Here is a 22233-nt window from a genome sequence, read left to right as displayed (position 1 = left end):
CTAGATCGCCTTCGCCGCCCCTGGGCCCTGCGTGTACAATCTCTCGAGATTGTAGAACTCGCGGACCTCGGGTCTGAACACGTGCACGATCACATCGCCGGAATCGATCAGCACCCAGTCGCAATTGGGCAAGCCCTCGACGTGGATGTTCTTGATGCCGTTTTCCTTGAGGCCCTTGGCGACGTTGTCCGCGATCGCGCCGACGTGCCGGTTCACCCGGCCGGTGGTGACGATCATGTAGTCGGAGTACGCCGATTTGCCGCGAAGGTCGATGGTGACCGTCTCTTCCGCCTTCATGTCGTCGAGGCGGGAGAGGATCAGGCTCAGCGTCTTGTCGGCGTCGGGTTGCGCCTTCAAGGCCGCAGCTTTGGTCGATGTTTTACGCGCCGGTTTCGCTACCTTGGGTAAAACAGACTTGGACAATACAGATGTGGTCAGGGACCATTCCTTTCACTGTATCGCGAACGCCGAATCCGACGCTCACTGGTTACACTACATCATGTGGGGTTAAGGGTTTCAATATGCCAGACAGCCCGAAATCCCCACAACGTTCACACACTCCGTCTCACTTCGGACCTTTCCAGCTCCCGTCCGGGTTCCGCAAGCCGGTCGAGGACAGGTTCAGTTTCAATCCCGTCAGAAAGACCCAGGCCGGCGCCGGGCGATCCGGAAGCAATGCCGCGTCCGTCTCGGGCACGCGGTAACGTGCGAGGGCCTGGGCAGCGGGCGAGGCGAGGGCGCGAAAACTCTGCGGCGGGCGATCGATGACCGCAATCGGCACCTGGTCGGCGATGCGCCGCCAGTGCTGCCAACGATGGAATTGAGCGAGATTGTCGGCGCCCATGATCCAGACAAAGCGCAAGCTACTGAGACGGCGGCGCAGGGTGTTGATCGTGTCTATAGTGTAGCGCGTACGAATGACGGATTCGAGACAGCTCACCTCGATCCTGGGATCGTCGGCAACGTCGCGCGCGGCCTGCATGCGCGCGCCGAGCTCATGCAGCGTGCCGTTCTCCTTCAGCGGATTGCCCGGCGTCACAAGCCACCACACGCGGTCGAGTTGGAGGCGTTTCAGTGCGAACTGGCTGATGGCGCGATGCGCCTCGTGCGGCGGATTGAACGAGCCGCCGAGCAGGCCGATGCGCATGCCTTCGGTGTAGGGCGGAATGGCCTGCGCGAAGAAACGTGGCGCGACGAAATTGTTACTCAATGCCCCACGCCTCGCGACATGACTTACGGCCGCGTCTGACCTGTGCCGTGGACGCGATATTTGAAGCTCGTGAGCTGCTCGGCGCCAACAGGACCACGGGCGTGGAATCGGCCGGTGGCGATGCCGATCTCGGCGCCGAAACCGAACTCGCCGCCATCGGCGAACTGTGTCGAGGCATTGTGCAGCACGATCGCGGAATCGACCTCGCTCAGGAATTTCTTCGCGTTCGCCTCATCCGCGCTCACGATCGCGTCGGTGTGATGCGAGCCGTGGTTCTGGATATGCGCGATCGCGCCGTCGATACCGTCCACCACCTTCGCCGCGATGATCGCGTCGAGATATTCGGTGTCCCAATCATCCTCGTTGGCAGGCTTGACGCGCGCATCGGTCTTCTGCACGGCGTCGTCGCCGCGCACTTCGCAGCCGGCCTCGATCAGCATCTCGACCAGCGGCTTCAGGTTCTTGGCGGCGGCGGCGCGATCGACTAGCAGCGTCTCGGCCGCGCCGCAGACGCCGGTGCGGCGCATCTTGGCGTTGAGTACGATCGACTTCGCCATGGCGAGGTCGGCGCTGGCATCGATATAGACGTGGTTGACGCCTTCGAGATGTGCGAACACGGGCACGCGGGCTTCCTGCTCGACGCGCGCGACGAGGCTCTTGCCTCCGCGCGGCACGATCACGTCGATGGCGCCGTTCAACCCTGACAGCATCATGCCGACCGCCGCGCGGTCGCGCGTCGGCACCAGCGTGATCGCCGCTTCGGGGAGCCCGGCTTCACGCAGGCCCTGCACCAGACATTCATGGATCGCGCGGCACGAACGAAAACTGTCGGAGCCGCCGCGCAGGATCACGGCATTGCCGGATTTCAGGCACAGCACGCCGGCATCCGCCGCAACGTTCGGCCGGCTCTCGAAGATCACGCCGACGACACCGAGCGGCACGCGCACGCGCTCGATGGTCATGCCGTTCGGCCGCTGCCAGCTCTCGGTGACGATGCCAACCGGATCGGCGATGCCGCGCACGATGCCGATGCCCTCGGCCATGGCTTCGACGCGCGCCGGCGTCAGGGTCAGGCGGTCGATGAAGGAGGAGGTGGCATTGCCGGAGGCGCGGGCCTCCGCGACGTCCTCGGCATTGGCGGCAAGGATCGCGGCAGAGTTCGCGCGGATCGCCCGCTCCATGGCTTCGAGCGCCCGGTTCTTCTGCTCCGGCGGCGCCTGCGCCAGCACGCGCGCGGCAGCGCGGGCACGGGCGGCGAGATCGGACATCAGCGCCTGGAGATCGGCGTTGCCGTCGACGGCTTTGAGGGGGGCGGCCATGGGGAGTTCAACCTTCTGCTAAGGCGATGTCCTAGCATGGAAATCCCGCGTCTGCGAAGGGTCGGGAGGGTATGGCTGGTCTCTCCGGCGAGGCGCCGGTTGGGTCATTGGCCCAGCAAATTCAGCGAAAAGGGCCGGCGCGGCCCTTACCCGCCCACCACCAGATCGTCGCGGTGGATCATCTCGGACCTCCCGCTGATGCCCAAGATGGCCATCACGTCCGGGGAGGAGCGGCCCTTGATCCGCTCGGCGACCTCGGCATCGTAGGCGATCAAGCCGCGGCCGACCTCGCTGGTATCAGGACCACGCACAACCACGGCATCGCCGCGGGCGAACTGGCCTTCCACCTTGATCACGCCTGCCGGCAGCAGGCTGGCGCCGGCACGCAGCGCCGTCACGGCGCCGGCATCGATGGTCAGGGTGCCCTTCGGCTCCAGCGTGCCCGCAATCCAGCGCTTGCGCGAGGTGATGGGGTTGGCCGGCGTCAGGAACCAGGTGCAGCGGCCGCCGTCCGCGATCGCCTGCAGGGGATGCTCGATCTTGCCGGAGGCGATCAGCATATGGGTGCCGCCCGTCGTGGCGATCTTCGCGGCCTCGACCTTGGTGCGCATGCCGCCGCGCGACAGCTCGGACTCGGCGTCGCCTGCCACGGCCTCGATCTCCGAGGAAATGCTGTCGACCACGGGAATGAGTTTTGCGTTCGGATTGTTCTTCGGCGGGGCGTCGTAGAGCCCGTCGATGTCGGACAGCAGCACCAGCAAATCGGCGCTCGCCATGGTGGCGACGCGCGCGGCGAGGCGGTCATTGTCGCCGTAGCGGATCTCGTTGGTGGCGACCGTGTCGTTCTCGTTGATGACGGGGATCGCGCGCCATTCCAGCAGCTTGCCGATGGTGGAGCGCGCATTGAGATAGCGGCGGCGCTCCTCGGTGTCCTGGAGCGTCACCAGGATCTGCCCCGCACCGATGCCGTGGGCGCCGAGCACCTCCGACCAGATCCGCGCCAGTGCGATCTGGCCGACGGCGGCGGCGGCCTGGCTCTCCTCCAGCTTCAGCGGGCCGCGCGGCAGCTTGAGGCGGCTGCGGCCGAGTGCGATCGAGCCCGAGGACACCACGAGCACATCGCGTCCTTCGCGATGCAGCTTGGCCATGTCGTCGGCGAGCGCGGCGAGCCAGGAGGCGCGCACCTCGCCCTTGTCGGAATCGACCAGCAGGGCGGAGCCGACCTTGACGACGATGCGGCGGAATTGACTGAGTTCGGGGCTGGCCATGTGAGTATGTGTTGGCGCGTGTGACGAATTGCTCGGGCTCGGGAACGGCGGAGCAAATAAGCGGCGCCGGTTAAGGCCTGCTTTTGCAGCAGGACGATGGCCGGCGCAAGGCGGCGGGCATGGTAAACGGTGCTTGTCCGGGACGCTCGCCTGGCTCTAACTGTTGCCAACTATAACGGGCTCAAAGAGGAAACCGATGGATCGTCGCAACTTCATCGCCGGGTGTCTGGGGTTGCCGCTGTCGGCGCAGGCGGGCGGATCGCAAGCGCAGGCCGGGCTGACAAAGATGATCTTCCCGTTCGCCGCGGGCGCGGGCGGCGACACGCTGTGCCGGCTGATCGCGCAGGAGATGGCGCCGGCGCTGCAGCGGACCATCGTGGTCGAGAACCGTACCGGCGGCGACGGCCTGATCGGTATCAAGGCCGTGAAGGGCGCGAGTGCCGACGGCAGCATGGTGCTGGTGACGACCGGGCCGACCATGTACCTACTGCCGATGGTGGAGACGATTCCGAGCTTCGACACGGCCAAGGATTTTATGCCGGTGTCGCTGTTGGCGCGGTTCGAATTCGCGCTGGTGATCGGTCCGGGGATCGATGCCGCGGATTTCAAGTCATTCGTGGCGTGGCTGAAGGCGCATCCGGACAAGACGTCGTTCGGCGTGCCGAGCAACGGCACCATTCCGCATTTCGCCGGCTCCAAACTGGAGAAGGATCTCGGCATTCCCTTGACCCGCGTGCCCTATCGCGGGAGCGCGCCTATCCTCAACGATCTCATCGGCGGCCATCTGTCGTTCGGCATCGTGACATTGGCCGATGCGCTGCCGCAGCATCGCGCCAAGGGCGTGAAGATCATCGCGGTCGCGAGCGCCGAGCGTTCGCCGTTCGCGCCCGAGGTCCCGACGCTGAGGGAGAGCGGCATCGATCTCGTTGCGGATGCCTGGTACGGCATGTGGCTTCCCGCCGGCAGCCCGCCGGAGTTCGCGAGCAAGCTCGGCGCCGCCGCAAGCGCTGCGCTTGCGAAGCCGGAGGTGAAGGAGAAGCTCACCGCGATCGGGCTGATTCCGGTCGGCAGCACCGCGGATGGGCTGACCAAGGAGCTCGCCGCGAACACGGCGTTCTGGCAGCCGATCGTGAAGGCGACGGGGTACAAGATCGAGAATTGAACGCCGCGCGCTACTCTATCCCCTCATCCTGAGGAGCCGCGGAGCGGCATCTCGAAGGATGAAAGGCCCGGCTGTAGCAGCGGGGCCTTCATGGTTCGAGACGGCGCTTGCGCGCCTCCTCACCATGAGGGTTCTAGAGCTTCGCGCGCTGCGCGATGCCGTCCTTAATCGCCGCAAGCTCGGCTTCGTCCCAGACACCGATCAGGATCCCGCCCTTCACCTGGAGCTGGTTGTCGGCATAGCTCGCGATCTTCTCGCGCGGCGTCGTGATGTGGTCGTTGGGATGCAGCGCCCAGTCGAACAGCTCCGCCTGCAACCGTGCGATGATGCCGGCACACTCCGGATCGTCGCCGCGATCCAAAAACTCTTCCGGATCGGTTTCGAGGTCGTACAGCATCGGGCGGAAGCCGGAGGCGTGGATGTATTTCCAGCGGCCGTCGAACGCCATGAACAAGCGGCAGCGCTCGATCGGCTGGTGCAGCTTCAGCCGGACGTCCTGCATGGCGTAGTCGTATTCGGAGAACGCCACCTTGCGCCAATCGCTCGGTGTCGGCCCGCGCAGCAGCGGCAGCAGCGAACGTCCTTCGAGAATGTGGCCCGGCACCTTGCCGCCGAAATAATCGACGAAGGTCGGCGCGAGATCGATGCCTTCCACCAGCGCGTCGTTGCGCGTGCCGCGCGTGGTGTCAGCTTCCTTCGACGGATCGATGACGATCAGCGGAATTTTCGCCGACTGCTCGTGGAACAGATCCTTCTCGCCCATCCAGTGATCGCCGAGATAGTCGCCGTGATCGGAGGTGAACACGATCATGGTGGTGTCCAGCAGGCCGCGCTCCTCCAAAAACTTCATCAGCACGCCCATCTGGTCGTCGATCTGGGTGATCAGGCCCATATAGGTCGGGATCACCTTCTCGCGGGCCTCGTCGCGCGCCATGTTGCGGGAGTAGCGCATGTCCATGTAGGCGCCGAACACCGGATGCGGATTATGGCGTTCGCGCGCGGAGCGGATCGCCGGGATCATGTCATCGGTCGAATACATGCTGGCATAGGGCTCGGGCGCGATATAGGGCCAGTGCGGCTTGATGTAGGACAGATGCAGGCACCACGGCCTGCCGTCGGTCTCGGCCTCGCTGATGAAGTCCATCGCGCGCCGCGTCATGTAGGGCGTCTCGGAATGCTCGTCCGGCACGCGCGCGGCCTTGTCGGCATGCACCAGGAGCCAGCCGTTCTGCAGCGAGCCGTCGTCCGCTGCGCCCGAATTGGCCCAATGCTCCCAGGGATTGGTCGCTTCAAAACCTTGCTGGCGCAGATATTCATCGTATTTCGGGCGCGGCCGTCCCGTCGGGTGCAGGCCGTCGTCACGCTCATAAGGCTCGAACCCGCATTCGGCGACGTGCACGCCGATCATCGATTCCGGCGGGATGCCGAGCGCCTTCATGCCCTCGAGGTCGGGCGCCATGTGGGTCTTGCCGACCAGCACGTTGCGCACGCCGATCTTCTTGAGGTGGTCGCCGAGCGTGGGCTCGCCGACGCGCAGCGGCCAGCCGTTCCAGTGCGAGCCGTGCGAGCGCATGTAGCGTCCGGTGTAGAACGACATCCGCGACGGGCCGCAGATCGGCGATTGCACATACGCCTTGCTGAACAGCACGCCACGCTTGGCCATGGCGTCGATGTTGGGCGTTCTCAGCGTGGGATGGCCGGTGCAGCCGAGATAGTCGTAGCGAAGCTGGTCGCACATGATCCAGAGAACGTTCTTCGCGCGCGCCATGCTTCGCCCCTGCCGTTTCTTGATCTTTTGATGCTGCGCTATCGCGCCAGCGAAGACAAGCGGGCCGCGTGAGCGGGTCGGATTACGCCGACCACGGCTCCGCTTCGGCCGCGCTCTTCGCCTTGGCCGATACCGGGGCCTCGCCGATCACTTCGACGAGCGCGCGCAACGCTTCCTTCACGCCGTCGCCGGTGATGCCGGAGAGCAGCAGCGGTGTCTTCTTGGCGGCGCGCTTCAGTCGGTCCTTCTGCTTCTTCAACTCGTCCGGCTCGACCGCGTCGATCTTGTTCAGCGCGACGATCTCGATCTTGTCGGTGAGCAGCCCGCCATAGGCGTCGAGCTCCTTGCGCACGGTCTTGTACGCCTTGCCGGCATGCTCGCAGGTTGCGTCGATCAGATGCAGCAGCACGCGGCAGCGCTCGACATGGCCGAGGAAGCGATCGCCGAGACCTGTGCCTTCATGCGCGCCTTCGATGAGACCCGGAATGTCCGCCAGCACGAATTCGCGACCGTCGGCGTTCACGACGCCGAGCTGCGGATGCAGCGTGGTGAAGGGATAGTCGGCGATCTTGGGCCGCGCCGCGCTGACTTTGGAAAGGAAGGTCGACTTGCCGGCATTGGGCATGCCGACAAGACCGGCATCCGCGATCAGTTTCAGCCGCAGCCAGATCCAGCGCTCCTCGCCGGGCTGGCCGGGATTGGCGTTGCGCGGCGCGCGATTGGTCGAGGACTTGAAATGCGCATTGCCGAAGCCGCCATTGCCGCCCTCGGCCAGCACGAATTTTTCGCCGACATTGGTGAAGTCGTGGATCAGGGTCTCGCGATCCTCATCGAAGATCTGCGTGCCCACGGGCACCTTCAGCACGATCGCCTTGCCGTTGGCGCCATGGCGGTCCGAGCCCGAGCCGTTCTCGCCCTTCTGGGCCTTGAAATGCTGCTGGTAGCGGTAGTCGATCAGCGTGTTGAGGCCGTCGGCGACCTCGATGATCACATTGCCGCCGCGGCCGCCATTGCCGCCGGAAGGACCGCCGAATTCGATGAACTTCTCGCGGCGGAACGCCACGCAGCCGTTCCCGCCGTCACCGGAGCGGATATAGACCTTTGCTTCGTCGAGGAATTTCATGGGCCATAGGTAGGGCAGGCGGTCCCGCGCGGCAACCCGGACTTATCCCTGAATCGGCCGAAATCCTGCGAATTTGGCCCCGTGCTTAACCTGCAGGCCGTCTCCGGATCAGGAATTTCTGCATCCCCTCCAGCACCAGCTCCTTGCGCTGGTTGAATACGGTGCTTTTGAGCGTCACCACGCCGGTCGTGCGACCCGGCACGAGCTCGGTGACCTCGAGCGCGGGATAGATGGTGTCGTCGGCGAACACCGGTTTGAGGAACCGGCTCGATTGCTCGAGGAAGCCGACCAGGGAGTCCTCGACCATGAACGGAAACAGGCCTGCGCCGGGTGCCGTGTGGATCAAGGTCTGGAAGCCATGGGCGAGCAGATGCGGCATGCCGCGGCTGCGGCAATATTCCACGTCGTAATGCACGGGATGGGTGTCGCCGCTCGCGGTCTGGAACGCGGCGAACACCGCCGAGGTCTGGGTGCGGCTCGGCAGCACGAAGCGCTCGCCGACCACGAAATCCTCAAACCAGCGTTGCGCGGGGATCATGCGATGCCGGGTCGGGTCGAAGTCGGTCATGTCCGTGCTCTTTCGTTGGGGAGGCGCCTATCGCTATCGCGCCGCGAAGAGTGCGACAATCCGTTCAATCTGCAGATGCGGGCTTGTCCGGCGCGCCCACGTGATTAAAACGACGCCGATGCCCTTCTTCAAGAATCTCTCCGCCTATGACGATCGCTCCGCGCGCCTTGCCGGCATCGCGCTGATGGTGCTGTCGATCTTCATGTTCTCGTTCGGCGACGCCATGGGCAAGTTCCTGGTCGGGACGTATTCCGTGGGGCAGCTCTTGTTCCTGCGCGCCTGCGCGGCGCTGCTGCTGCTGTCGCCGCTGGTCTGGCGGCAGCGTCACCAGTTCCTGCATCTGGAGCGGCCGGGCCTGCAGCTGTTTCGCGTCGTGCTGTCGACGCTGGAAGTGGCCGCCTTCTTCCTCGCGGCAGTCTATCTGCCGCTCGCCGACGTCATCACCTATTATCTCGCGGGCCCCATTTTCGTCACCGCGATGTCGGCGATCTTTCTGGGCGAGAAGGTCGGCTGGCGGCGCTGGACGGCGATCCTGATCGGCTTCTGCGGCGTGCTGATCGCGCTGCGGCCGTCGGCGCAGACGGTCAGCCTGCCGGCGCTGATTGCGCTCGGCGGCAGTCTGTCGTTTGCGACGCTGATGCTGATCACGCGCAGCCTGCGCAAGACGCCCGACATCGTGATGGCGTCGTCGCAATTCATCGGCACGTTCTCGCTGGGTGCTGTGCTGTCGGCATTCCACTGGGTGCCGCCGACACCGGGCAGCCTCGTGATCTTCGCAATGGCGGGTTGCGTCTCGGTGACGGCGCTGTTCTGCGTCAACCGCTCGCTCAAGCTGGCACCGGCCAGCGTCGTGGTGCCCTACCAATATTCGATGATCGTCTGGGCCGTGATCTTCGGCTTCGTCGTGTTCGGCGACGTGCCGTCGATTGCCACCATCATCGGCGCCGCCATCATCATCGGCGCCGGGTTCTACATTTACCTGCGCGAACGCGATCTCGGCCGCCCGAGCGCTGAGGTCAATCCGCCGGCGTAGCCCTTACCCTCCCCTGGAGGGGGAGGGTCGCGCGCGCGAAGCGCGAGCGGGGTGGGGTGACGGTCTCTCCGCGAAGATGGTGTTTCGGTCGGCAGTGATAGGGTGAGACCATTGCTGTGGCTGCACCCCACCCCGCTGCGCATTCCGCTTCGCTGCATGCGCATCGACCCACGAGCGAGCTACGCTCGTCTCGGACCCCTCCAGGGGAGGGTGTCACCGCGCCCTACCTCATCCGTCGCGCACTGCTCCAGTTCTTCAGCGACGACCACACGCCGCGCGACAGGCGGAAGCAATCGACCGGCGTGGACGAGCCCAGCGCGAGGAAGCGATGCAGCTGGACGCCGCTCCACTGGAAGCCGCACTTCTCCAGCACGTTGCGCGAGGCCGGATTGGTGACGCGCGCGCCCGCATAGAGATTATCCTCCTCGAACTCCTCGAAGAAGAAGTCGATCGCGCCGCGCGCGGCCTCGGTGGCAAAGCCCTGGCCCCAATGCTCGACGCCGAGCCAGTAGCCGAGCTCGGCATTGTCGGGCGTGGAGCGGTCGATGCCGACGATGCCGACCGGCCCGGTGTCGTGCTCGATCAGGAACACGGTCTCGCTGCCGAGCGCGGCGGTGGCGCGGACGAATTCGACGGCGTCGTCCTGCGAATAGGGGTGGGGAAGGCGGCGGGTGTTTTCCGCGACACGGCGGTCGTTGGCGAGGTGGGCGATGGTCCTGACGTCGGCGAGAGTCGGGCGCCGCAACGTCAGCCGCTCGGTGGCGACGACATCAGGTCTCGCCTCCCGCAAGGTCGCGCTCGAGAAATCCTGCAACATGTCCGGCTCCGTCAAAGTCACTAAGTGAAAAGTGAGCAAGTCAAACGAAAGGGGAGGCCGGTTTCCCTGCCTCCCCTGGAGCCGTCTTGTGGACTCCGCCGGTTCGGTCAAGGACCCGGCGGACTCCAAATTTGGTCCACCGTCTATTCAGCCGCCTCGGCGAGCGGGAGCACCGATACGAAGGTGCGGCCGTTGGCTTTGGCCTGGAACGTGACGCGACCCTCGATCTTGGCGAACAGAGTGTGGTCCGTGCCCATGCCGACATTGAGGCCGGGATGCCAAGTGGTGCCGCGCTGACGCGCAATGATGTTGCCGGGAATCACAACTTCCCCGCCGAACGTCTTGATGCCGAGGCGCTTACCCTTGGAATCGCGACCGTTGCGCGATGAACCGCCTGCTTTTTTGTGAGCCATAGCTCGTCTCCGAAATCCTACGTAGTTCTAGGTCAATTCCTTGACGGAATCATTTCAAAATCTGTCACGCATCAATTCGTGAATTGGCGTGATCGATTTTATGCGGCGTCGGCTTCCTTGTCGGCTTCCTTCGCGACCTTCTCCCGCTTCGGACGCGGGCCCTTGGTGGGCTTGGCGCCGTCCGTCAGGATCTCGGAGATGCGGAGGACCGTAATCTCGTCGCGATAGCCGCGCTTGCGGCGCGAATTCTTGCGGCGGCGCTTCTTGAACGCGATGACCTTGGGTCCGCGCTTGTGGTCAAGCACCTCGACCGCAACGGACGCACCGGCGACCGTCGGAATGCCCAGGACCGGCGTGTCGCCGCCGACCACCAGAACTTCATTCAGCTGTATGATCGAGCCGACTTCGCCTTCGATCTTGCCTACTTCGAGAACATCATCCGGCACGACGCGGTATTGCTTGCCGCCGGTTTTGATGACTGCGAACATCGTTTTTTCTCCGTGTTCAAATCCCGGCCTCGCGACGAGAATCGTCCGGGCCGGCTTTTTGTCAGTCGCTATGGGTTTATGCGCGTTTTGTGCGGGCGGGAGTTATCCCTTTGAAAACCCACGCAAAAACAAACAGCGCGAGAAACGCCCCGCGCCGGTTGTGGGACTTATAGCCGCCGGACGCTGCAAGTCAAGGAAAACCACCGGAAACGGCCCGGATTTGAAGGATTTGGCATCTTCCCGGCCCTCCGGCGAATCTGCAGCCGGTTTGCAACTTACGGGTTCCCGCGCCGTTATCCCGCTCGAATTGGCACACGGGCAAGGGCTTTCCATGGCAACGGACGAGTTGGTCAAGACGACGGGCATCGCGCTCCACGGCGCGGAGCGGCTGCCCTCGGTGGACGTCGACAGTTTCAACATCGAGATGAAGGACGAGGACGGCTTCCTCGGCGACCGCGCCAGCAAGGGCGCGTTTCGCGAGATCCTCGAGCGCTGGCGCAAGCCCTTGCGCAAGACCGGGGAGGACCCGTTCGGCAAGGAGCCCTCGGAAAACATCAGCAAGAAGACGCTGGACGCCATCCTGGTCGGCGACGACACCGAGGCCTGGGCCGTGGTGCATAGCGCCATCGAGGACTTTGCCCAGGAGCTCGCTTACGTCACCCGTCGCTTCCTCAAGAGCAAGGCCTGGGCCAAGACCGAGCGCATCGTCGTCGGCGGCGGCTTCCGCGATTCCCGGCTCGGCGAGCTCGCGATCGCGCGCACCGAGATCATCCTCAAGGCCGAGGACTTCAAGATCGACATGGTGCCGATCCGCCATCACCCCGACGAAGCCGGCCTGCTCGGCACGCTGCATCTGGCGCCGTCATGGATCTTCGAGGCCCATGACAGCATCCTCGCCGTCGACATCGGCGGCACCAACATCCGCTGCGGCCTGGTGGAGACCGGCTGGAAGAAGGCCAAGGACCTCTCGAAGGCCAAGGTCGTGAAATCCGAGCTGTGGCGTCATGCCGATGACGAGCCGACCCGCGAGGGCGCGGTGAAGCGGCTCATCAAGATGCTGAAGGGGCTGATCACCGAGGCCGAGAAAGAGGGCTTCAAGCTCGCGCCGTTCATCGGCATCGCCTGTCCCGGCGTTATCAACGCGGACGGCTCGATCGAGAAGGGCGCACAGAACCTGCCGGGCAATTGGGAGAGCAGCAAGTTCAACCTGCCGGCGAGCCTGATCGAGGGCATCCCCGTGATCGGCGAGCACGACACCGCGATCCTGATGCACAATGACGGCGTGGTTCAGGGCCTCTCCGAGGTGCCGTTCATGCAGGACGTCGATCGCTGGGGCGTGCTGACCATCGGCACCGGGCTCGGCAATGCCCGCTTCACCAACCGCCGCAAGGACAACGGCAACGGAAAAGACCGGGATTTGACTGAGAACGGCAAGAAAAAGGGCAAGGAAAGCAGCAAGAACGACAAGGAGTAACCTTGACTGGTTAGGTTAAGGACCGGATTGCGTTGCAGCGCACAGGACACTCGCTACGGTCGAATCGTCGCCTCACCCTGGCCGGCGAAGCCGCCCTTCCCAGCCAGTATTTCAATGAGCGGCACGGGACCGCCAGTGTTTACCGCGTCTGGCGGTCCCACCCCTGATTTTAGGGCTTAGCTCCAGCCAATCCGCTGAAAGAACGCCGCGATCTCCGCGGCTGCGCGATCCGGATCTTCCCGATGCGGGAAGTGGCCGACGCCCGGAAACATCGCGAGATCGAGATCGCCAAACGTCTCGCCGAGACGATCGGTCCAGGCATAGGGAAACAGCGGGTCGTGCTCGGCCCAGCGCACGCAGGTCGGCACGTCGATCGGCGGCAGTTTCGGCGCCTCGCCCTTCATCATCGCGACCCGCCCGGCATGCGAGGCGCGATAATGCGCAAATCCGCCGGCGAGATTGCCTTCTCTGAAGAAATTGTCGGCGAAGGCGTCGAGAACATCGTCGAAGGCGCTCTTCTGATGCGCCCAGCCCTTGAGGAAGTGACCGATATAGAGCCGGCAGCTGTCGCGGCTCGCGCCGACGAGCGCCGGAGCCAGCTCCATCTGGTGGAAGGACTGATACCAGATGTGGTTGAGCCTATCCGGCGCCGCCATGCGCGGCCCGATGCCGGGATAGACGAAGTCGAAGAAAAACAGCCCCGCGAGCCGCTCGGGCTGCTGCCGGGCCAAAGGCTGCATCACGGCGCCGCCGACATCGTGGCCGACCACGGCGAATCGGTCGATGCCGAGCCCCTCCATCAGCGCCAGCATGTCGTCCGCATGGCCGTCCGGCCCAAAAGGCCCGTCCGGCTTGTCGCTGTCGCCGAAGCCGCGCAGATCGGGCGCGATCAGCATGAATCGGTCCGAAAGCCTGGACATCACCGGCTCCCAGGTCAGCCAGAATTCCGGCCAGCCATGCAGCAAAAGCAGCGGTTTGCCGCTGCCAGCGCGGACCAGGTGCAAATCGGCACCATTGGCCTTGATCGTGAGATGCTCCACGGCAGTTCCTCCCGGCGGTGAGAGCGTTTTCGAGCGAAGTGGACACCGGTTCGCGTCAGGAAAACGCGTCAAAACAAGAATCCGGAGCTCCGTTCCGATTCACCGGAGCGGAAACGGCTCCAGGGCAGGGGCTGAAAGAGGCAGCGGATTTTCCCCTTTCGCGCCTTGTCTGGCCCGCCATCCTCGCCTATTAACGCCCCCAACCACAGGGGCCCTGCTCCTACCATGGCGCCTTCAGGAGAGGTGGCAGAGTGGTTGAATGCACCGCACTCGAAATGCGGCATAGGTGCAAGCCTATCGGGGGTTCGAATCCCTCCCTCTCCGCCATATCAAAACGGCTTTGAGAAAGCCCCGCCAAAAGAAGACAGCCTCTTTGCATCGCAGCCTCTGGTGTCGTCCTAGGGGATCGCAATCTGACACCGCACTTGCGACCGGCCGCCAAGCTTCTCCACAATGCCCCCTCGTGACGACCCGCCCGAGGACCCTCCGGATGACCACCAAAATCGACCTCCTCACGCTGCAACTCTTCGTGGCGATCGTCGAGGAGCAGAGCATTGCGAAGGCGGCGGAGAAGAAGAACATTGCCGCGTCCGCGGTCAGCCGCCGCGTCTCGGATATCGAGGACCTGTTTCAGGTCGAGCTGCTGCATCGTCATTCGAAAGGGATCGAGCCCACACCTGCCGGCTTCGCCCTGCTCGAGCACGCCCGCATCATCCTCGGCAACCTCAGCAAGCTCGAGAGCGAGCTGACGGGATACCGGCAGGGCAAGCGCGGGCTGATCCGGATCTGTGCCAACAAGTCCGCGATCCTCGAAGCTCTCGCCGACGAGCTCAGCCTGTTCCTGGAGCGGCATCCGCTGGTCCACATCGACATCGAGGAGGATCTCAGCCCCGCGATCGTGCGCGCGGTGGTGGAGAACCGGGCCGACATCGGCATTTTCGGCGGCAACATCGACGGACAGGATCTGGAGCTGCTGTCCTATCGCAGCGACAGCCTGGTCGCGCTGGTCACGCGCGACCACCCGCTGGCGGGCCAAAGCAGCGTTCGCTTCCGCGAGCTGGTCGATTTCGACTTCGTCAGCCTGGAGAAGGGCAGCTCGATCGAGACGCTGTGCGTCAGGGCCGCCGCGGCGCTCGGGCAGCACCTCAAGGTGCGCATCCGCGTCAGCAGTTTCGATGCGCTGTTCCGCGTCGTCGATGCCAGGATGGGGGTCGGTGTCGTGCCGCTGGAGATCGTTCGCGACCGCTACGGCGTCGACAGTCTCGTCACCGTCCCGCTCGACGAGTCCTGGGCGCGCCGCGACCTGGTCATCGGCGTGCGCGATTACAAGTCTCTGCCTTCGGTGACGAAGCTGCTGGTGGAGCATTTGCGGACCCATGACGATGCCCGTCTCGCCACGAGCGGCGTCTCCGACCGGCTGACGGTCGTGCGCGGCCGAAGCTGACATCGCTTCTGCCGACGGCCTGCCATCGCCGGCCGCGATGGCTCCCTGCCCAACCGTCACTGCACATTTCCGCGACGGACTTCTATCCTGCTTCCCAACATCGCTGTCGGTCGGCATGATCGACGGCAACACGGCACATCAGATGCCGAACAGGGGAGGACGGATCGTGGACACGCGTGGTCGCACGCTGCTGGCCAAAATCTGGGACCAGCATGTCATCGCCCACATCAGCGATGATACCGATCTGCTTCATGTGGATCGCCATTTTCTGCATGACCTCGGCGGCTCCGCCGGCCTGATCAACCTCAAAAGCCGCAACATTCCGGTCCACAATCCCGAACTGACCTTCGCCACGCCGGATCATGCGATTTCGACGGCGTCCGGGCGTGCCGGCACGATCAAGACCGGGTGGGAGCTGCTGGCGGCGTTGCGGACCGAGACATCGGCAAGCAACATCCGGTTGTTCGACCTCGACCAGCCCGGGCAGGGCATCGTCCATGTCATCGGCCCGGAGCTCGGTCTCAGCCTGCCCGGCTGCCTGATCGTCTGCGGCGACAGCCACACCTGCACCCATGGCGGGCTCGGCGCGCTCGCCTTCGGCATCGGCTCCAGCGAGCTCACGCATGTGCTGGCGACCCAGACCATCATCCAGCGCCGGCCCAAAACCATGCGCGTGACATTCGACGGCCGGCTGCCGTTCGGCGTGACGGCGAAGGATCTCATCCTCGCCTTGATCGGCCATGTCGGCGCCGCCGGCGGCACCGGCTATGCCGTCGAATATGCCGGCAGTGCGATCAGGGACATGCCGATCGAAGGGCGGCTCACCATCTGCAATCTGTCGGTCGAGCTCGGCGCCAAGATGGGGCTGATCGCGCCGGATGAGGCGACGTTCGCCTATATCCGCGGCCGTCCCTACGCGCCGCAAGGCGAGATGTGGGACCGGGCCGTCGCGGCGTGGCGGACGCTTCGGAGCGACAGCGACGCAATGTTCGATCGCGAAGTGTCGATCGACGTCGGCACCATCATCCCCCAGATCACCTGGGGCACCAGTCCCGAACATGTCCTCGGTGTCGATGGCCGCATCCCGGATCCCGCCGACATCGCCGATCCGGCGCGCCGCGGCGCGATCGAGATCGCGCTCGACTATATGGGCCTGAAGCCCGGTGCGCCGATCGCCGGCACGCCGGTGGATTGGGTCTTCATCGGCTCCTGCACCAACAGCCGCCTCAGCGATCTGCGCGCCGCGGCCGAAGTCGCGCGCGGCCGCAAGGTTGCGCCGGGTGTGCGGGCCTGGGTCGTGCCGGGGTCGGAGACCGTCAGGCGCGATGCAATGGCCGAAGGGCTCGACAAGATCTTCATCGACGCGGGCTTTGAATGGCGCGAGCCCGGATGCTCGATGTGCCTTGCCGCCAACGGTGAAACCGTGCCGCCCGGCCAGCGCTCGGTATCGACGTCGAACCGGAATTTCGTCGGCCGCCAAGGGCCGCGTGCCCGCACCCATCTGGCAAGTCCGGCCATGGCCGTGGCGGCGGCGGTGTCCGGCGCCATCGCCGACGTCCGAACGATGGAGCGCTAGATGCCGCAAGCCTTCACCAAACTGACCGCGACGGCGGCGCCGATCATGCGCACCAATGTCGATACGGACGTCATCATCAGCATCAACCGCATGATCGGAAATTCCGTCCGCGGCAATCTCGGCAAATGGGCGTTCGGTTCGCTCCGCTATTTGCCCGATGGCTCGGACAATCCGGAGTTCATCCTCAATCGCGAGCCTTATCGCGCGGCGGAAATCCTGGTCACGGGGCCGAATTTCGGCTGCGGCTCGTCGCGGGAGGCGGCGGTGTGGTCGCTGCAGGAAATGGGCATCCGCGCCATCATCGGATCCGGTTTCGGCGACATCTTCTTCGCCAACTGCTTCCAGAACGGCATCCTGCCTGTGGTGCTGGACAAAGCCGTCATCGACGGTCTCGCCGCGGAGATCGAAGCGAGCCAGGGCGCGGGACGTGTCAGTGTCGACCTGCAGGAGCAGACCGTCACCTCGCCATCGGGTGTGCGGCACGTCTTCGAGATCGATCCGCGCCGGCGCGCGGGTCTGCTCGAAGGCCTCGACGAGATTTCGCTGACGTTGCGGCGGGACCACGAGATCCGCGCATTCCAGGCATCCGACCGCGACGCGCGGCCGTGGATTCACTTTGCAGGACATCAGGCAGGATAATCGGCAGGGCAATTGGCATGAACACGCTCTCGAACATGATCAAGGTCGCCGTGGTCGGCGGTGAAGGCATCGGTCCTGAAGTGACCGACCAGTCCCATCGCATTCTCAAATGGTTTTCGGCGAGGCGCAGCATTCCCGTGGCTCTGCGCGAAGCGCAATACGGTCTCATCCCCTATCTCGCGACGGGCAAGGTGTTGCCCGATGACACCGTCGAAGCGATGGAGGAGGCCGACGCTATACTCTGGGGTGCGACGGGTGGTCCTGAGACCACTGAGGTCCCTCCGGCGGCGCGCAAGGCGGGAAGCCTGCTGTCGCTGCGCAGCAAGTACGACCTCTATGCCAATCTCCGGCCCATCGTCGCCAATCCGGCGCTGGCGGATTCCGCGCCGCTCAAGGCCGCGGTGCTGAAGGATGTCGACTTCATCATCATCCGCGAGCTCACCAGCGGCATTTATTTCGGCGAGCCGCGCGGCATCGAAACGCTGCCCGATGGTCAGCGCCGCGGTTTCAACACGCAGCAATACACCACCAGCCAGATTCGCCGGGTGGCGCGAACCGCGTTCGAACTGGCGCGGACGCGCAAGGGCCGGGTCTGCTCCGTCGACAAGGCCAATGTGCTGGAAACCAGCGTGCTGTGGCGCGAGGAGGTCACCGCGCTGCACGAGGCGGAATTCTCCGATGTGGAGTTGACGCACCTCTATGTCGACAACGCCGCGATGCAGATCGTGCGGGCGCCGTCGCAGTTCGACGTCATGGTGACCTGCAACATCTTCGGCGACATTCTCTCCGATTGCGCCGCGATGGCGTCGGGCTCGCTCGGCATGCTGCCGTCGGTCTCGCTCGGGCCGCCGGACCGGCTCGGCCGCCGCAAGGCGCTCTATGAACCGGTCCATGGCAGCGCGCCCGACATTGCGGGCAAGGGCATCGCCAATCCGCTCGGCTCGATCCTCAGCGTCGCGATGATGTTGCGCATCACCCTCAATCGGCCCGATGATGCCGTGCTGCTGGAGAAGGCCGTGGATACGGCGCTGGCTGCCGGCGCAAGAACGGCCGATATCGCCGAAGCCGGCGCAAAAAGACTTTCGACCCAGGAGATGGGCGATGCGGTTCTGAACGCGCTCGACAAGGTCGTCGGCAAGGAGAGGGAGCACGCGTGATGAGGAATCGGGTCACCAGACGGGCCGCGTTGACGATCGTCGCCGGCGCCGGTGCGTCCATGGCGGCAGGTCGGGCGTGGGCGGATACGCCGTCGGGCCGCGTGATCTATCCGGTGGCCATTCCGGTCTATCAGTCTCAATTCGTCGCCGACCGGGCCGGGTTCTTCAAGGAGGCCGGCCTCGACTGCAAGCTGATCCAGGGCGGCAGCGGCGTGAAGACGCGCGAGATCATCGCTTCGTCCCAGGGCGATATCGGTATCGGCGACATCACCCACCCGATGCAACTCAGCAATCACGGCCGCAGCGCGCGCGTCCTGATGCCGGTCGATACCCGCAGCAACGCCGCGATCTTCATCATCCGCAAGGATCTGTTCGATCAGGGCATCACCACCCTGGAGGCGCTGGCGAAGTGGAAACGGCCCGATGGACGAAAGCCGATCGTTTCGGTGTCGTCACTGGGCGGCACCAACCACGTCTGGGCCTCCTACTACATGGAAACCATGGGGCTGGACGACAAGGTGACCTGGATCGGCACCGGCAATGTCGACACCATGATGGGCACGTTGAAGACGAAGCAGGTCGATGTTCTCATCAACTCGCCATCGATCCTGAAGGATTCGGTGGAGCAGGGCTGGGGTGCGCTGTTGTTCGATGGAACGGACGAGGCGGTCTGGACCAAGTATATCGGCGGCAAGGTCCCGGTGACGTCTCATTTCACGTTGCAGGCGAACATCGACAAGGACCCGGCGAAGATGCAGGCGTTCGTCACGGCGCTGTGGCGCGCCACCCTTTGGATCAAGGGGCACTCTCCCGAAGAGATCTATGACATGATCGAGCCTTACGTCGGAAGCACGTCGCGCGATGCGAATATTTTCGACAGCGGCGTCATGAAGAAGGTCACCGATTACGAAGGCATCATCGATGCCGCCAGCTTCGCGCGCGGTCAGAAGGTCTGGTTTCGTGAAATGACCGGCATCAAGCCGCTCGCGATGGCCGACGTCGTCAACACCAGCTTCATCGAAGCGGCACGCAAGGCCTATCCGGCTTGACGATCCAGGCTTTACACACGCCGCACGTCGATGCGCCGCCTGACACGCGGCGCATCGACGTGCGCGGTTTGTGCAAGACCTTCCAGCTGGCGGGTGCCGCCATCGAGGCCGTACGCGACGTCTCCTTCAATGTCCGGCGCGGCGAATTCGTCGCCCTGCTGGGGCCATCCGGCTCGGGCAAGAGCACCGTCCTCAACATGATCGCAACCCTGGTCAAGCCGACCAGCGGTCAGATCCTGATTGATGGTACGGCCGTCGTCCCCGGACAGGCGACGCCCAATGTCGGCTATGTGTTCCAGCGCGACACCCTGTTTCCCTGGCGCACCGTCGCTGACAACATCGGTTACGGCCTCGAACTGGCGGGTGTCCCGGCAGCGGAGCGAAAGGATCGGGTCCGTGCCTGCTTGACGCAAGCCGGGCTGCAGGATTTCGACAATGCCTATCCCTCGGCGCTGTCGGGCGGCATGCGCCAGCGCGCCGCCTTGATGCGAACGCTGGTCGTCGAGCCGCAGGTTCTGTTGATGGACGAGCCGTTCGGCGCGCTCGACACCCACACCAAGATCGACATGCACGATGTGCTGCTGCGCATCTGGGAACGGGAAAAGCAGACCGTGCTGTTCGTGACCCATGATCTCGGCGAGGCCCTGACGCTCGCAGACCGCATCATTCTGTTTTCCGCGCGGCCCGGCCGGATCAAGGAGAGTTTCGAGGTGGATTTCGCCCGCCCGCGCAATGCGGTGAAGATCCGGGAAACGCCGCGCTATGCCGAGCTGTTCCAGCTGATCTGGCACTCGCTCGGCGAGGAATTCATCAAGGGCCGCAAGCCATGAGGCGCGCGCGCCGCCCCGGCAGAACGCTGGCCTGGCAGATGTTGATCTGCGTCGGCTTCCTGTCGATCTGGCAGTGGGGGTACGATCTGCACGGCCGCCTTCCCTGGCTGGTGCCCGATCTGCTCGACCCCTATTTCGTGTCCAAGCCGTCCGACATCTTCGAGCATTTCCTGATCCTGAGCTGCCTCAAGTCGAAGCTCGGCGTGTTCAACGGCTGGTTCAATGGCGAATTCGCCCGCTGCATGGCGCGATCGGAGAACAATCTCTGGATCGCGACCGCCGTCACCCTGAAGAACACGTTCTTCGGGTTCGTCACCGGCGTCAGCAGCGGCTTCGCCGCGGGCCTCGTGCTGGGCCGTTCGGACCGGCTCAGCGCGATCTTCCAGCCGTTCATCACGGCGGTGAATTCGATCCCCCGCATCGCGCTGGCGCCGATCATCGTGCTGGCCTTCGGCATCGGCGATACCTCGAAGATCGTCACGTCATGGATCGTGGTCGTCTTCCTCGTGTTCTTCAATACGTTCGAAGGGGCGCGCTCGATCGACGAGGGCTTTGTCAACGCGGCGCGGCTGCTCGGTGCCAGCGAGTGGCAGATCACCCGCACGGTGGTCATCCCTTCGACCATGGCCTGGGTCTTTGCCTCGCTGACGCCTGCGATCTCATTCGCCCTGATCGGCGTGATCGTCGGCGAGTTCATCGGTGCGGAACGAGGAATCGGGCGCCTGATCATCGAGTCCGAGGCGCGGGCGGAGGCGTCGGGCATGATGGTCGCCGTCGTGGTGCTGATGCTGGTCGGCGTTGCGCTGTCCGCGTTGATCTGGCGATTGCAGGCCTATCTGTTGCGCTGGCAGCAGCATAATCTCGCGGAGTAGCCCGGGCAGCGGCCTGCGGCGTTGATTACGACCCCGCCAGCACCATCCGAGCCGTCGCCACAAACGCGTGCGCCGCCGGCGACAGCGTCCGTCCCTGACGCTGCAGCAGCGACACCGGGCGGGTGATCGCCGGGCGTATCAGCGGTCTTGCGATCAGCGTCGGGAATTGATCGGCCGGCAGCATCGTCGCGGGGAGGATAGCGAGGCCGAGGCCCTGGGCGGTCATGGCGAGCGCGGTGTTGATCAGCGTGACCTCATAGGTTGGAGAAAGGTGCTTGCCCTGCGCGCCGAGTGCTTGGTCGATCTGCATGCGGATTCGCGTCTCGCGCCGCATCGCGATGGTCGGGAGCTGCGCCAGCTCATCCCATGTCAGCGCGCGCCGCGCGGCGAAGTCTGCGGTACGACGGCCGATTGCGCTCAGCCTGCCGCGGGTCAGCGTCTCGATTGTCATCTCCGCGAATTCACCCTCGACGCTGCCGATCGCGAACTCGGCATCGGTTGCGATCAGGCGCGGAACGAGGTCGTCGGCGGCGACGTCGCGCATGTCGATGTCGATCTCGGGATGGCCTGCGCGGAATTTCGCGAGAACCTGCGGCAGCAGTGCCGAAGCGGCACCCGCCGACGCGACGAACGCGACGCGGCCGGCACGCGCCTGCGCGAGGTCATGCATGCGCCGCGACAGGCCCAGCGCATCGCTCAACATGCGCTCGGCGGCGTGAAAGGCCTCGTCGGCGGCCAGTGTCGGGTGCACCGAACGCGTGGAGCGGTCGAACAGTTTGACGCCGAGCTGCACTTCGAGCTGTTGAACCAGGAGGCTCGCCGCCGATTGCGTGATGCCCAGCTCGCGCGCGGCCCGCGTGATGCTGCGCGTGCGATACACGGCAGTGAAGGCCCGCAATTGCCGCAAGGTGACATTCATAGGTAAAGCTCATGAATTGATGAATTCTTTCCGGCTTATCGCATAAGAGAGCCTGCAATAAAAT

General features: G+C 64.6%; 22 protein-coding genes and 1 tRNA gene. 11 read left to right on the top strand and 12 right to left on the bottom strand.

The annotated features are described in order from the left end of the window. From rsfS to proB, 4 genes are all read right to left on the bottom strand, one after another. Window positions 1–357 carry a ribosome silencing factor gene (rsfS, locus tag AC5ZFO_RS32030; protein ID WP_282524195.1) on the bottom strand — a complete coding sequence of 119 codons (357 nt, stop codon included), beginning with the start codon at window positions 355–357 and terminating at the stop codon, window positions 1–3. 208 nt (window positions 358–565) lie between these two features. Then, window positions 566–1210 (bottom strand): nicotinate-nucleotide adenylyltransferase, encoded by a 645-nt coding sequence (locus AC5ZFO_RS32025; RefSeq protein ID WP_496122997.1) that lies wholly within the window; start codon window positions 1208–1210, stop codon window positions 566–568. 23 nt (window positions 1211–1233) lie between these two features. Then, window positions 1234–2529 carry a glutamate-5-semialdehyde dehydrogenase gene (locus tag AC5ZFO_RS32020; protein ID WP_282524197.1) on the bottom strand — a complete coding sequence of 432 codons (1296 nt, stop codon included), beginning with the start codon at window positions 2527–2529 and terminating at the stop codon, window positions 1234–1236. 146 nt (window positions 2530–2675) lie between these two features. Continuing rightward, entirely contained in the window at window positions 2676–3797 is a 1122-nt protein-coding gene (gene proB / locus AC5ZFO_RS32015; protein WP_028169669.1) for a glutamate 5-kinase, read from the bottom strand. Window positions 3798–3993: 196 nt separating this feature from the next. Between proB and AC5ZFO_RS32010 the strand changes: the two genes are divergently transcribed. Next, entirely contained in the window at window positions 3994–4959 is a 966-nt protein-coding gene (locus AC5ZFO_RS32010) for a Bug family tripartite tricarboxylate transporter substrate binding protein (RefSeq protein WP_282524198.1), read from the top strand. A 133-nt stretch (window positions 4960–5092) separates the two neighbouring features. Here AC5ZFO_RS32010 and AC5ZFO_RS32005 read toward each other — a convergent pair whose 3' ends face one another. The 3 genes from AC5ZFO_RS32005 to AC5ZFO_RS31995 form a co-directional block, all read right to left on the bottom strand. Beyond that, window positions 5093–6727 (bottom strand): alkaline phosphatase family protein, encoded by a 1635-nt coding sequence (locus AC5ZFO_RS32005; protein ID WP_496122996.1) that lies wholly within the window; start codon window positions 6725–6727, stop codon window positions 5093–5095. Window positions 6728–6809: 82 nt separating this feature from the next. Beyond that, the gene (gene obgE / locus AC5ZFO_RS32000) at window positions 6810–7850 is read right to left on the bottom strand and encodes a GTPase ObgE (RefSeq protein ID WP_282524200.1); all 1041 of its coding nucleotides are present in this window, start codon (window positions 7848–7850) and stop codon (window positions 6810–6812) included. Between the two features lie 85 nt (window positions 7851–7935). Continuing rightward, window positions 7936–8418, bottom strand: coding sequence for a MaoC family dehydratase (locus AC5ZFO_RS31995; protein WP_282524201.1), 483 nt, complete (start codon window positions 8416–8418; stop codon window positions 7936–7938). A gap of 118 nt (window positions 8419–8536) precedes the next feature. On the opposite strand from AC5ZFO_RS31995, the gene AC5ZFO_RS31990 reads away from it, so the two are divergent. Continuing rightward, window positions 8537–9451: a DMT family transporter gene (locus tag AC5ZFO_RS31990; protein ID WP_282524229.1), complete on the top strand. Its 915-nt coding sequence runs from the start codon at window positions 8537–8539 to the stop codon at window positions 9449–9451. Between the two features lie 223 nt (window positions 9452–9674). Here AC5ZFO_RS31990 and AC5ZFO_RS31985 read toward each other — a convergent pair whose 3' ends face one another. From AC5ZFO_RS31985 to rplU, 3 genes are all read right to left on the bottom strand, one after another. Then, window positions 9675–10268 carry a GNAT family N-acetyltransferase gene (locus tag AC5ZFO_RS31985; RefSeq protein ID WP_282524202.1) on the bottom strand — a complete coding sequence of 198 codons (594 nt, stop codon included), beginning with the start codon at window positions 10266–10268 and terminating at the stop codon, window positions 9675–9677. A 143-nt stretch (window positions 10269–10411) separates the two neighbouring features. Beyond that, the gene (gene rpmA / locus AC5ZFO_RS31980) at window positions 10412–10681 is read right to left on the bottom strand and encodes a 50S ribosomal protein L27 (protein ID WP_496122995.1); all 270 of its coding nucleotides are present in this window, start codon (window positions 10679–10681) and stop codon (window positions 10412–10414) included. 98 nt (window positions 10682–10779) lie between these two features. Beyond that, entirely contained in the window at window positions 10780–11169 is a 390-nt protein-coding gene (rplU, locus tag AC5ZFO_RS31975) for a 50S ribosomal protein L21 (protein ID WP_129269769.1), read from the bottom strand. Between the two features lie 331 nt (window positions 11170–11500). On the opposite strand from rplU, the gene AC5ZFO_RS31970 reads away from it, so the two are divergent. Then, window positions 11501–12643, top strand: coding sequence for an ROK family protein (locus AC5ZFO_RS31970; protein ID WP_496122994.1), 1143 nt, complete (start codon window positions 11501–11503; stop codon window positions 12641–12643). Between the two features lie 176 nt (window positions 12644–12819). Here AC5ZFO_RS31970 and AC5ZFO_RS31965 read toward each other — a convergent pair whose 3' ends face one another. Then, window positions 12820–13683, bottom strand: a complete 864-nt coding sequence (locus AC5ZFO_RS31965; protein WP_282524204.1) for an alpha/beta fold hydrolase — start codon at window positions 13681–13683, stop codon at window positions 12820–12822. A gap of 237 nt (window positions 13684–13920) precedes the next feature. Between AC5ZFO_RS31965 and AC5ZFO_RS31960 the strand changes: the two genes are divergently transcribed. The 8 genes from AC5ZFO_RS31960 (at window position 13921) to AC5ZFO_RS31925 (ending at window position 21250) form a co-directional block, all read left to right on the top strand. Continuing rightward, window positions 13921–14010 (top strand) — tRNA-Ser (locus tag AC5ZFO_RS31960). A gap of 163 nt (window positions 14011–14173) precedes the next feature. Next, window positions 14174–15127, top strand: coding sequence for a LysR family transcriptional regulator (locus tag AC5ZFO_RS31955; protein WP_282524205.1), 954 nt, complete (start codon window positions 14174–14176; stop codon window positions 15125–15127). A gap of 142 nt (window positions 15128–15269) precedes the next feature. Then, a complete protein-coding gene (gene leuC, locus AC5ZFO_RS31950; protein ID WP_306664620.1) occupies window positions 15270–16703 on the top strand; it encodes a 3-isopropylmalate dehydratase large subunit in 1434 nt (477 codons plus the stop codon). Continuing rightward, window positions 16704–17342, top strand: coding sequence for a 3-isopropylmalate dehydratase small subunit (gene leuD, locus AC5ZFO_RS31945; protein ID WP_282524206.1), 639 nt, complete (start codon window positions 16704–16706; stop codon window positions 17340–17342). A 17-nt stretch (window positions 17343–17359) separates the two neighbouring features. After that, window positions 17360–18499: a 3-isopropylmalate dehydrogenase gene (gene leuB, locus AC5ZFO_RS31940; protein WP_282524207.1), complete on the top strand. Its 1140-nt coding sequence runs from the start codon at window positions 17360–17362 to the stop codon at window positions 18497–18499. Continuing rightward, on the top strand, window positions 18499–19548 hold the full coding sequence (locus AC5ZFO_RS31935) for an ABC transporter substrate-binding protein (RefSeq protein ID WP_282524208.1): 1050 nt from the start codon (window positions 18499–18501) through the stop codon (window positions 19546–19548). The genes leuB and AC5ZFO_RS31935 overlap by 1 nt, the downstream gene beginning before the upstream one ends. Continuing rightward, window positions 19545–20378, top strand: coding sequence for an ABC transporter ATP-binding protein (locus AC5ZFO_RS31930; RefSeq protein WP_282524209.1), 834 nt, complete (start codon window positions 19545–19547; stop codon window positions 20376–20378). Before AC5ZFO_RS31935 ends, AC5ZFO_RS31930 begins: the two co-directional genes overlap by 4 nt. Beyond that, window positions 20375–21250, top strand: a complete 876-nt coding sequence (locus AC5ZFO_RS31925; protein WP_028158517.1) for an ABC transporter permease — start codon at window positions 20375–20377, stop codon at window positions 21248–21250. Before AC5ZFO_RS31930 ends, AC5ZFO_RS31925 begins: the two co-directional genes overlap by 4 nt. A gap of 25 nt (window positions 21251–21275) precedes the next feature. On the opposite strand, the gene AC5ZFO_RS31920 is transcribed toward AC5ZFO_RS31925, so the two are convergent. Continuing rightward, complete coding sequence (locus AC5ZFO_RS31920) at window positions 21276–22169, bottom strand: LysR family transcriptional regulator (protein WP_496122993.1); 894 nt, start codon at window positions 22167–22169, stop codon at window positions 21276–21278. Window positions 22170–22233: the final 64 nt, after the last annotated feature.

The sequence above is a fragment of the Bradyrhizobium sp. Unk1 genome, assembly GCF_059512345.1.
The sequence above is the reverse complement of the archived record's forward strand: the minus strand, read 5'-3'. Positions and strand labels throughout refer to the sequence as shown.